This window comes from Acholeplasma equirhinis (assembly GCF_017052655.1).
In the GTDB taxonomy this organism is placed as follows: domain Bacteria; phylum Bacillota_I; class Bacilli_A; order Acholeplasmatales; family Acholeplasmataceae; genus Acholeplasma; species Acholeplasma equirhinis.
In genome coordinates this window covers 580480-592979 of the sequence record NZ_JAFIDC010000001.1, presented here as the reverse complement: position 1 = coordinate 592979, position 12500 = coordinate 580480, and the positions used below count along the sequence as shown (strand labels likewise).

Annotated in this window: 11 protein-coding genes; all 11 read left to right on the top strand. The window is 31.4% G+C overall.

Annotated elements, in window-relative coordinates; genetic code table 11:
• Positions 1-31 precede the first annotated feature (31 nt).
• The 11 genes from pepF (at position 32) to JV173_RS02650 (ending at position 12500) form a co-directional block, all read left to right on the top strand.
• Complete coding sequence (gene pepF, locus JV173_RS02700; protein ID WP_205734757.1) at positions 32-1837, top strand: oligoendopeptidase F; 1806 nt, start codon at positions 32-34, stop codon at positions 1835-1837.
• 78 nt (positions 1838-1915) lie between these two features.
• On the top strand, positions 1916-2386 hold the full coding sequence (locus JV173_RS02695; protein ID WP_205734756.1) for a hypothetical protein: 471 nt from the start codon (positions 1916-1918) through the stop codon (positions 2384-2386).
• A 67-nt stretch (positions 2387-2453) separates the two neighbouring features.
• Positions 2454-2666, top strand: a complete 213-nt coding sequence (locus JV173_RS02690; protein ID WP_205734755.1) for a hypothetical protein — start codon at positions 2454-2456, stop codon at positions 2664-2666.
• A 106-nt stretch (positions 2667-2772) separates the two neighbouring features.
• Entirely contained in the window at positions 2773-4266 is a 1494-nt protein-coding gene (locus tag JV173_RS02685) for a DUF1538 domain-containing protein (protein ID WP_205734754.1), read from the top strand.
• Positions 4263-4592 carry a hypothetical protein gene (locus tag JV173_RS02680; protein ID WP_205734753.1) on the top strand — a complete coding sequence of 110 codons (330 nt, stop codon included), beginning with the start codon at positions 4263-4265 and terminating at the stop codon, positions 4590-4592. Before JV173_RS02685 ends, JV173_RS02680 begins: the two co-directional genes overlap by 4 nt.
• 2 nt (positions 4593-4594) lie before the next feature.
• Positions 4595-4939 (top strand): hypothetical protein, encoded by a 345-nt coding sequence (locus tag JV173_RS02675; RefSeq protein ID WP_205734752.1) that lies wholly within the window; start codon positions 4595-4597, stop codon positions 4937-4939.
• 53 nt (positions 4940-4992) lie between these two features.
• Complete coding sequence (locus JV173_RS02670) at positions 4993-5724, top strand: hypothetical protein (RefSeq protein WP_205734751.1); 732 nt, start codon at positions 4993-4995, stop codon at positions 5722-5724.
• Between the two features lie 110 nt (positions 5725-5834).
• Positions 5835-8909 carry a glycoside hydrolase family 3 protein gene (locus JV173_RS02665; protein WP_205734750.1) on the top strand — a complete coding sequence of 1025 codons (3075 nt, stop codon included), beginning with the start codon at positions 5835-5837 and terminating at the stop codon, positions 8907-8909.
• Positions 8910-8916: 7 nt separating this feature from the next.
• Complete coding sequence (locus JV173_RS02660; RefSeq protein WP_205734749.1) at positions 8917-11403, top strand: GH36-type glycosyl hydrolase domain-containing protein; 2487 nt, start codon at positions 8917-8919, stop codon at positions 11401-11403.
• Complete coding sequence (locus JV173_RS02655) at positions 11393-11806, top strand: cupin domain-containing protein (RefSeq protein WP_205734748.1); 414 nt, start codon at positions 11393-11395, stop codon at positions 11804-11806. The genes JV173_RS02660 and JV173_RS02655 overlap by 11 nt, the downstream gene beginning before the upstream one ends.
• Positions 11787-12500 (top strand): glycoside hydrolase family 16 protein, encoded by a 714-nt coding sequence (locus JV173_RS02650; RefSeq protein WP_205734747.1) that lies wholly within the window; start codon positions 11787-11789, stop codon positions 12498-12500. Before JV173_RS02655 ends, JV173_RS02650 begins: the two co-directional genes overlap by 20 nt.

Genomic DNA, 12500 nt, shown 5'->3' with positions numbered 1-12500 from the left:
TGCTAAAATATCAAAAAGGATGGATTATAACATGAAGAAACAATTACCTAAAAGAAGTGAAGTAGAAGTTAAATACACATGGGATCTTTATCAATTATTTAATGATGAATCATCATACGAAAATGCATTTTCTAACCTAGAAAAGTCTATTGCTGACTTTCAAGCAAAATTTGAAGGTAAACTTCAAGATGCAAAAACCATTAATGCATGTTTAACTGAAGTAAGAAAAAATCAAGAAGTAATGGTTAGACTTTCAGCATATGCATCACTTCACCAATCTGGAGATTCTATCTCAGAAGAGAATCAAATGAGAAGTGGTAGAGGGATGATGCGATTCCAAAAACTATCAAAAATGATGTCATTTGTTTCAACTGAACTTAAAGAAGTACCAGAAGAAGTTATCAGAGAAGCAATATCTCAAAATAAGGATCATGCTCTTTATTTAGAAGAAACTTTAGAAGATCGTAAATATGCTTTATCAAAAGAAGCTGAAAAAGTATTAATCAACTTATCACCAGTTTTAAATGCTCCATATGGAAATTATAATCGTTTTAAATTAGCAGATATGAAATTTAACGATTTTGAAATTGATGGTGTTACATATCCTAATTCATTTACTTTATTTGAAAATGAATATGAATATGAACCAAATACTAAAGTTAGACGCACTGCATATGAAACTTTCTATGCAAAATTAAAAGAATACCAAAACGGTCTTGCAAGCAACTATCAAACGCAACTTTTAAAAGAAAAAGCAATGGCTGATATTAGAGGTTTTAAGTCTGTATTTGATTATCTTTTACATGGTCAAAAAGTACCTCGTGCATTCATGGATCGTCAAATTGATTTAATCATGGAAAACTTAGCACCATACATGAGAAAGTATGCTAAGTTACTTCAAAAGGTGAATGGTTTAGATAAAATAACTTATGCAGATTTAAAGATTGCAGTAGATCATGATTTTGAGCCTAAAGTAACAATAGAAGAATCAAAAGATTTATTAATGGATGGTCTATCTATCATGGGACCGGAGTATTTAGAAATTGTACGACGTTCATTTGATGAAAGATGGATTGATTTCCCTCAAAATCAAGGTAAATCAACAGGTGGATTTTGTTCATCACCTTATGGTGCTAATTCTTACATTTTAATTAATTGGAATGGTCAAATGGATGAGGTTATGGTACTTGCACATGAAATTGGACACGCTGGTCATTTCCAATACGCTAACAAATACCAAAACATATTCAATACAAGACCTTCACTTTATTTTATTGAAGCACCTTCAACGACAAATGAACTAATTATGAGTCGTCACTTAGCAAATAAAGCAAAAGATTTAAGGACGAAACGTTGGATTAAATCCGTGATGATTTCTAGAACTTATTATCATAACTTTGTTACACATTTATTAGAAGCTGCATTCCAAAGAGAAGTTTATGAAAAAATGGATAAAGGTGAACCATTATCAGCGAATGTATTAAACAACATCAAACTCACTCAACTTCGCAAGTTCTGGGGAGATGCTGTTGAAATTCCAGATTGGGCTGGTTTAACTTGGATGCGTCAACCACATTATTTCATGGGGTTATATCCTTATACTTATTCAGCAGGTCTTACATTAGGTACTTTAGTTTCTAAAAAGATTTTTGAAGGTGTGATTAAACCTGAAAGTTGGATCGAAGTTTTAAAGGCTGGTGGAACAAAGAAACCTTTAGAGCTTGCAATGATGGTAGGCATTGACTTAACAACGGATAAACCGCTTAATGAAACAATTGAGTTTATTGGAAGTACGATTGAAGAAATCATTGAAATGTCTGAAAATAACAATTTTTAAACTCAAAATATAGAGTTCGACTTTAATTTTTATAAAAAATCATTATAATAGAAAGTAATCTTATTAGGGGAGGAAACGATGAGAGGTCTATTTACATTTATCTCAGTGTTAGGCTTACTTGCACTGATTGGTTCAGGTTTATATTATGCTTATGGATTTGGATTACAAAGTTTAAACGGAATGCTTCAAGAGGCAAGTGAAAGCATTGCAGAAGAGATTGAAGAGGAAAACTCAATTGAAGGTGTAGAAGTGTCATTTAGTCATTTCTATCTTACTCAAAACTTCCAATTTGTAGTAATCCAAATTGATTTAGCACATGATTCACTACCTGATGGTGAAATACGTTTTGCAACATTATCTATACCTGCATTCCAATTCAATGAAGTTAGCGCGATTAACCCTGCATCATTTAAAGAATTAACTCCTTACTTAGCTATGGATCCTGTTGAAGTTCAATCTTCAGCTATCGCTTATGCAGCAATTTCAGCTGCAGTATGGATTGGGTTCTGGGTATTGAAAGTATTCTTAAAACCTGTCGAAGAAGAATGAGCCATTTTGGTTCATTTTTTTTATATTTTTGTGTATGATTAGTATAAATAGAGGGAGGAAGTAAAAAATGAGAAGACTTATTGGTTTAGCAGGTGTAATTGTTGCAGGTGTTGTATTTGCATCATTATTCTTGAATTCATTCCAACTGTACGTTGATGCGTGGGAATCTTCAAGTGATTTATGGACACAAGTTCAAGCAGTTGTTGCGATTGTTTGGTCAACAGTTTATCAACCACTTTTATTACTACTTGTCAGCTTAATTGCATTAGAAGGAAAATAGAAATAATGGAATGTCAAAAGCATTCCATTTTTTATACTTTATTTTATAAAGGACTGAGAAAGTAAGTTTATTTATGTTACAATAAATTAGAAAGGAAGGACTTGCTATGCGTAAATTATTATTTGCTAAAATTATAGAATCAGCAACTGCAGTCATTCCAATGACAATTAGTGTTGCTTTACTCAGCTTATTAATTGGTTTAGATGGTACTTTAATTATGAATTTCTTAATTGGTGCAGTCTTACTTACATTAGGATTAGCAATTTTCTCGATGGGGGCAGAAGCGTCCATGATGACAATTGCATCAGAAATTGGAAATTATTTAGTTCAAAGAAAAAATCTTTGGCTATTAGTTGGAGTAATCTTTACTGTCGGCTTATTAATTACACTTGCAGAACCAGCACTATGGGTCTTGGGAGACCAATTCCAAGCTGTTGTTAATCCGTTTGTATTAATCAGTACTGTATCAATTGGTACAGGGATTTTTGTTGTCATCGCACTTTTGCGTATTATTTTTCAATTTGATTTAAGAACATTAACAATTATTGGTTATGGGTTAGTATTTGGTGTTGCAGGAATCGTTGCTATTTTTAATCCATCATTTATTCCAGTTGCTTTTGACTCAGGTGGAGTTACAACAGGACCAATGGCCGTACCATTTATTATGTCTCTTGGTTATGGTCTTGCTAAAGCCCGTGGGGATAAAGATGCTGATATCGATTCATTCGGTCTAATAGGTATTGCAAGTATTGGACCTATTATTTCAGTATTAGTTTTAGGATTTTTCTTTAGTCCTGTAACTCCAGATCTTGATTTACAAAGTACTTTTATTGATTATTTAAAGTCTAATGCAGTTTCAATGTTAGTTGCAATATTACCATTTATTTTATTCTTTGGAATTTTCCAAGTTACAGTATTTAAATTCCAGACACAAAAAGTAATTAAAGTATTAATTGCATTTTTATATGTATATATTGGTTTAGTATTATTCTTAACTGGAGCAAATGCAGGACTTGTTAATCTTGCTCATGACATGGGTAAATTTTTTGCTGAAAGTACATTTAAGTGGGCATTAATTCCTTTAGGTATGTTGTTTGGTTACATTTCAATTGCTGCAGAACCTTCGGTTATGGTTTTAAATAAACTTGTAGAAGATGTATCTGCTGGTGTTGTAACTAAACGAATGATGCTCGTTTCATTATCCGTTGGGGTAGCAATTTCTGTTGGACTTGCAATGGTCAGAGTCTTGACAGGATTGAATATTTGGTGGATAATCTTACCAGCTTATATTATTATTATTTTCATGATGTTCTTTACACCAAAGATTTTCTATGCGATTGCACTTGACTCCGGTGGAGCTGTCTCTGGTGCATTAACATCTGCATTCCTGATGCCATTTGTATTTGGAGCAGGTGTTGGTATAGATCCAACAAAAGCAAACATCCTAACAGATGCATTTGGACTTGTTGCGTTTGTTGCAATGACACCACTAATTACAATTCAAATTCTTGGTTTATTATCAAAACTACAAGCTCATCGAGCAAAAGACTTATCAACAAAAGAAGAAGTCATTTCTCTTGAAAGTGAGGAAAATGTATGAAGTTATTATTAATCATTACAGATAAAGGACGCACATCAAGTATGCTAAAAAGCTGTCAAGAATTAAACCTCTTGACTGCAGTAACCTTTATCGGCAAAGGTACTGCACCAACAGAAATTCTAGATGCATTATCTTTAGCTGAAAACGATAAAGATGTTGTCTTTGCTTTAGCAAATAATGAAGATGTGTCACCAATCTTAAATCATTTAGAAGAAGAATTCGAATTTACTAAGCGTGGTATGGGTGTCGCCTGTGCTATGAGTCTAAACAGCATCTCCAGTGCCGCATTAAAGATGCTAAATGATCAATTAAAAGGAGAAAATTAGTAATGAATGCTCAAACTGGACAAACATTAATTGTATATATTGCCAATCATGGCTTTGCTTATGATGCAATGAAAGCAGCTAGAAAAGCTGGTGCACGTGGTGGTACGATTCTACATGGCCGAAGCTCATTATCTACTGAAAAAGCAAAATTCTTTGGAATTACATTACATCCAGAAAAAGACGTCTTACTTGTTGTATGTAAAGATGAACAAAGAGATACATTGATGCAAGCAATCACAGATCAATATGGTATTAACAGCGAAGCACAAGGATTATGTTTTTCACTCAAGGTAACTGATTCAATTGGTTTCTCATTTGATCCATTACCAGAAGATTCTGAACAATAAAAAATAAAAACGCGTGAAATATCGCGTTTTTTCTAAACTTAGAAGGTGAAATTATGAGCAAATTAGCAGCAATTATTATCGCAGTCATCGGATTACTGGTTGTATTTTTCTTAGGAATGAGTTCAATCGTTTATGGAGAAACTGCAAAACTACAGGAAAGACTTCATAATGAAGTAAAAAACGACTTAGATTTTGATAACTTTGTCGCATATCAAGTTAAATATTTTAAGTCATTAGAAAGAACGGAAAATAATGGCTTCGTTTCAGAAACATATTGGATTGTAACAGAATATGAAGGAGAATTAACTCACCAATTAATAACTTTTACTGTTCCAAATGGTGCAATTTTAAGAGCATCCTCAAATGAAGATCCAAATGATTTAACTCAATTTATATTTAAAAACAGTTCAAATGAAATCTTATTAGATACTAAAGTTCATGAGTCATATAAATATTTAGCTTTATCATTTAACTATAATCAAGATCAACTTGGATTCATTTATCAATTCATTGTTTTAGAAGAAAGTGATTTAATTTCAATTGAAGTTAAAGATTATGAAGGTGATACTTTTGTTAGTCTAGTACTTGATATTGATTTAGATGCTTTTGATGAATCCGATTTTGAATTAGGTTGGACCACAGAAGATTTAGAACGTGAAATGAATATTAAACCTATCCTAACTGAAGGTTTAATGTTTTACATTGGTATTTATTTAGGTGTGGTTGCATTATTATTTGGTGGTTATTACACCTATAAAGCTATCCAAAGAAGCAAGATTAAGTAAGCGATTTCAAAAAAGTTAACAGAAAGTAGTTAAAAGACTTGAATTTTATTTTTATTTCTCTATAATGAAATTAGGAAACCGATTTCTTCATACTTATAGGGAATAAGCATATGTTACATAAAAAAGAACAAATTAAGATTAATCAAATGAACCCCTTAAGCGAACTTGCTAGTTTTTCTTACTATGCATCCACTGAAGGGGTTGTTTTATTAAAAAATAACGGTAAATTATTACCTCTTTTAGAAAAGAGAATCGCAGTTTTTGGAAGAATTCAATTTGATTATTACAAATCTGGAACTGGTTCCGGTGGATTAGTCAATGTGAATTATGTACCTTCTATCATTGAATCACTTAAACGTAATCCGCGTGTTTCTGTAGATGATCAAATCTTTGAGACATACCAAAAATGGATAGAAGAACATCCATTTGATCAAGGATCTGGTCAATGGGCATCAGAACCATGGGCACAAGTTGAAATGGAACTTGATGACAAACTAATTTTAGCTGCAAGTAAAAGAAATGATGTAGCAATCATTGTTTTTGGACGAACTGCAGGTGAAGACAGAGATCATTCACAACAAAAGGGAAGTTATTATTTAACAGATAACGAAGAAAAACTTCTTAAACAAGTCACATCAAAATTTAAACATACTGTTGTTATTTTAAATGTTGGTAGTGTAATCGATTTATCATTTATGGATCAATATAAAATTGATAGTTTGGTACTTGCTTGGCATGGTGGAATGTATGGCGCATTAGGTTTAGTGGATGTTTTAACAGGCTATGTCACACCATCAGGTAAATTACCAATGACAATTTCTAGAAAGTTGGAAGACTATCCATCTAATAAGACATTTGGAAAACCTACTAGAATTTTTTATGAAGAAGATATTTATGTTGGGTATAGATATTTTGAAACATTTAAAAAGGATAGAGTGAGATTCCCATTTGGATTCGGTCTAACATATACAGATTTTCTTGTGACACCAGTATCGTTTGATGTTGAAGATAAAACTATTAAATTCACAGTAAATGTTAAGAATATTGGTGAATTTGATGGTAAAGAAGTCATTCAAATTTATTATGAGGCACCTCAAGGTTTACTTGGTAAACCAAAAAAAGTACTGACAGCTTTCTCAAAAACTAAACTTTTAAAACCTAATGAAGATACAAATATTTCATTTGAAATTGATTTGTTTAAATTAGCCTCATATGATGATGAAGGTTTAATTTATAAATCCAGTTATGTTTTAGAAAAAGGATTATATCAATTTTATATTGGTAATTCAGTTAGAAATATATCTAAATATGGACAAATTCAAATTAAGGATGATCTTATTACTGCAATTTCTACTGAAATCAATGCACCAAATATTCAATTTAAACGTCTAAAACCAGATTTGAACTTAAATGAAACATTTGTTGATGTTCCATTAAGAACAGTTGACTACAATCAACGTATTCAATCTGAACTTAAAAAACCAATTGAAAAAGTAGAAAAAGAAATCAACTTAAAAGATGTATTTTTGAAAAAAGAAAGTTTAGATTCATTTATCAGTTCACTTGAGATAAATCAACTTATAGAATTAACACGTGGTGAAGGTATGTCATCACCAAAAGTAACTCCCGGAACTGCAGCGGCATTTGGTGGTGTGACTGAAGAACTTAAACAAAGAGGTGTACCAATTCTTTGTGCAGCAGATGGACCATCAGGTATTAGAATGGATTCAGGTTTCTTAGCATCATCCACACCAATTGGTACACATCTTGCATCGACTTTTAATTTAGATTTAGTAGAATCACTTTATTATTTAGTTGGTCTTGAAATGCGCGGTTATAATATCGATGTTTTATTAGGACCTGGTATGAATATCATGCGTCACCCATTAAATGGCAGAAACTTTGAATACTTTAGTGAAGATCCATTACTCACAGGTTTAATGGCATCAAGTTTTATCAAAGGATTACATAAAGCGGGTGTTTCAGGTAGTTTAAAACATTTATTTGGAAATAATCAAGAAACCGATCGATTTAATGTTGATGCAGTCATTTCAGAACGTGCACAAAGAGAAATCTATTTAAAAGGATTTGAGATTGCAATCAAAGATGGTGGAGCAGATGTCATCATGACATCGTACAACCCTGTAAATGGCATTTGGACTGCATCAAATTATGAAGTTAATAAGAAACTCGTCCGTGATGAATGGGGCTTTAAAGGCTTTATTATGACTGACTGGTGGGCTAAAATGAATGATTTTGGTGGTGAAGGTACTAAAACCAACACAAAAGCTATGATCATTTCAACAAATGATATCTACATGGTTATTAGTGATGCCAAATCAAATTCTAATCAAGACAATACGAAAAATTCAATAGAAGAAGGATCACTACATCTTTCACAGCTACAAGAAACAGCTAAACATATATTAGGTTATGTGATGAAATCACCTGCATTTGCAAGTCTTCACAACATTGAATTTAAACCATATAAATATCATCATAGAAGCTGGTTAAAGGTCATAAAAGATAAAACTTACATACCGACAATTTCAATGCTTAATTTAAATAAAAAAACTTACAAACTTAACAATTTAGAATTTATACATGTGTTTGAAAATGAAGATACATTCGAAAGTTTAAGTGCTTATGTTGATTTAATTGAATTAAATGAAAAGTTCAATCATGCAACACTGGTTAAAACGAATCAAGGTGAACAATCTATTTATCATTTTTATACTAAAGATTACCTTGATCAATCTAAACCACTGGTTGACTTAAATAAATTAAAAGATGAACCAAGAATCCAACTCAAGGGTGGTGCATGGGAAAGTGCATTACTATCATTTGATTCAATTGTTCAAAAAACAGAAGGTATTTTGATTGATGAAAATCTTGAAGTAACAAATAAAAATGATTTAATCAGTTATCAGGTAGATGTTGAATCTAAAGGAAAATATATACTTGAGTTCCAACTTTCAGCTAAAGACAACAATCTTGCTCAAATACCTTTCTCTATTTTTGTTGACAATCATCATAAGTCAACTTTAACAATTCATGGAACAAACGGTGAAATGATAGAAACAAGAACATTTGTCTTAATGGATAAAGGACATCATACACTGACATTTAAGTTTAATAAATCGGGGATTACATTTAAACAAATAAAAGCGGTCAAACACGGATAGGAGACCTATGGAAAAAATCATCAAATTAGATAAAAATTATGGTCATTACTTACCACTTTTTAATTTAAAGGGATTAAAAGCTTCAATTACCCCTTATTTTGGTGGTGATTTAAAACTTGATCATCATCATTTTGTCTTAGAACCAGTTTCAGAATTATCTTTATTTAAACATCAACTCTCAAGAAATGTTATTTTTACTGTCAATGGACAAAGATACTTTTTAAATGGTGACACTGAAATTCAACAAAATGATGAAGTTTATCTAACGATTGGTGGTTTATATCAAAAAGTTTTGAGAAAAAACGCATTATTTGATCTTTCAACAACATCATTTATACCTGTTGATGATTTAGTTGAAGTCCATAAAATTGAAATAAAAAATAATTCATTAAAAGTGCTTGAAGTTGATACGATTACAGCAATTCCTTTGTATGGAAGAAGTGCAGATAATTTAAGAGATCATAGACATGTAACATCACTATTAAATCGTACAATGCATAAATCAAATGGTATTTTGATGAAACCAACATTATCATTTGATGAAAGAGGACATTTAGAAAATCATTATACCTACTCAGTATTTGCAGATATTAAAGACATTAAAGTCAATAGAATCATAAGTAATCTAGATGATTTTATCAATGGTGGTTCGTTGAATTTCCCAAGAGGATTGAATCTAAAAGATACGAAACCAGCAAATGGCTATGAAGTAATTGGGGCAATTGGCTTTGAAAAGTTTATTTTAAAACCAAATGAATCTAAAGTTTTAACTGTAGTCATAGGTGTTTCAAAAGAAGATGATCTAGAAAAAGTATCAGAGAAATATTTTGATTCAAAGACTTTTGAAGATGAACTTAAAAAAGTTGAAGCGCATTTTAAATCATATACTGATAAATTAAATTTTGAAATTGAAAATAAAGAAACTTCTGAATTGTTAGAATGGGTAACACTTCAACCGGTATTAAGAAGATATTTTGGAAATTCTTATTTACCGCATCATGATTATGGTCGTGGTGGTAGAGGTTGGCGAGATTTATGGCAAGATTTACTTTCCTTAATTATGTTCAATGATTCGTCAGTAAATGAATTATTATTCAATAATTTTGCAGGTATTAGAATCGATGGTTCGAATGCGACAATCATCGGTGATAAACCAGGTGAATTTGTAGCAGATAGAAATAAAATTGTGAGAGTTTGGTCAGACCATGGTGCATGGCCACTTTTAACAACTAAAATGTATATCGATGAAACTGGTAATTTGGAGTTTCTATTAAAGAAACAAAGTTATTTTGATGACCAATTTACACATTATACTCATCAAATAAAAGAAAATATTTCTGAAGACCATAAATTAAAGCTATCGAATACAACGTATCATGGTACAGTTTTAGAACACTTACTTCTACAAAATATGGTTGCACATTTGAATACTGGAAAACATGGATTTGTCAAACTAGAAGATGCTGACTGGAACGATGGACTTGATATGGCACATGATTTAGGTGAAACAATAGCATTTACGCATTTTTATGCAAATAATTTAAAAGTATTAGCAGATTTAATTACCGAACTTGATGGTCCAATTGAAATGTTTGAAAGCTTATATCTTTTAATTAATGAAAAAATTGATTTACATTCATTTTTCAACAGAGTTAAACATTTTAATGACAGAATCATTTTAGTCGATAAAAATGAACTCATTCAAAAACTTGAAATTCATTACTTTAGAAGATTAAGACATATTGAGCAATTTGCATGGATTAAGCAAAGTCATTTGCAAAGTTATGTCAACAATTTTGGTGATTTAGTCGATAATGAAGAGACAATGAATTTAACTGGTCAAGCAATGGCATTACTTTCAGAAACGCTTGATCAAGAAGATGCAGAAGCAGTTGCAGATACCACTAAAAAACTACTCTTTAGACCTGAGTTTGGTGGATATTTACTCAATACAAACTACGACAAAGTTATGATGGAATTAGGCAGAGCATATGGATTCCAATATGGTCATAAAGAAAACGGTGCAATGTTCTCTCATATGGCAATCATGTACATTTATGGACTCTATCGATACAACTTAGTTTCATTAGGAAAAGAAGGTTTCCAAACATTAATCAACAAAGCACTTGATAAAGACGCACAAGTACTTGCCGGTATTCCTGAATATTTTAATGATCAAGCAGTAGGGAAATATCTATACTTAACAGGTTCAGCAAGTTGGTTATTAAAACTGTTACGCGATGAAGTTTTTGGTATCAAATTAGTGCTCGGTAAATTAATGCTTGAGCCTAAACTTACTCAAACTGACTTCATCAATGGTAAAGCCTCAATTACAACAATTATTAAAGGTAACAAAGTTAAAGTTACATATCACAATGAAAAACATCTAGATTATGGCAATTACAAAATTGTGAAAATGATATCACAGGGACAAGTTATTGAAAACTTGAGTGATTTAAAAGACAATCTGGAGGTTTACTTAGATGAACTATGAAATTCACAGTTTTGAAGGTGTTGGATATAAAAAGTTGTTCTCATATAGTTCATGGCGTTTGGCAATTTTAAATTATACAGATGAACTCTTAATTCAAAATATAAATTACGTCGAAGCACATAATGAAACTGATGAAGCATTTGTCTTACTTCGTGGAAATGCAACACTTTACTTTGCAGAAGTTATTGACGGTAAAGTTATTGGTTTTGATTCTGTTAATTTAGAACCAAATAAAGTTTATAATGTTAAAAAAGGTGTTTTCCATACACATACTTTTAGTACCGATTGCCAATTACTTATTATTGAAGAAGAAAATACATCCTATGAAAATTCACCACGAATTTATCTTGATCAAGAAGCACATGGGTTGTTGGAGAAAGCATATGAAAAAGCTCATATTTGAAGAACATTTTTTAGGTGAGGGTTTACCTAATCAAGACGTTTGGAATATTGAAGTTGGTGGTTCTGGTTTTGGTAACCAAGAAGATCAATTTTATACAAATAGATTAGATAATGTTTATGTAAAGGATAGCATTTTACATATCGTTGCAAAAAAAGAACAATTTGAACACAGAAACTATACTTCAGCAAAACTTACCTCCTACCAAAAAGTTGGATTTAAATACGGTACATTTGAAGTTCGAATGAAAATTCCAAAAGGTTTAGGTACATGGCCTGCATTTTGGTTTTTAGGTGAAAAAAGAAATGAAGGTATTAGATGGCCTGAATGTGGTGAAATTGATTTAATGGAACATGTTGGTAAAGATCAAGAAAAAGTCCATTTCTCATTACATTCAAAAAATTATAACCATGTTAAAGGTAATAATTTTCATTTTAGTCAAAAAATAGAAGGTATTACGGATGATTTCCATGTATTTAGATTGGAGTGGACTGAAACTGGATTTAAATACTATGTAGATGATATATTCTTAACTGAGGTTAAAAAAGAGGATAAGAAAGACTATGCTGATTGGCCATTTGATGATCAATTTTATATGATTATCAATTTAGCAATCGGAGGTACTTGGGGTGGATCGATTGATGATTCAATCTTCCCGGTTGAGTTTTTAGTCGATTATATAAAAGTATTTCAATAG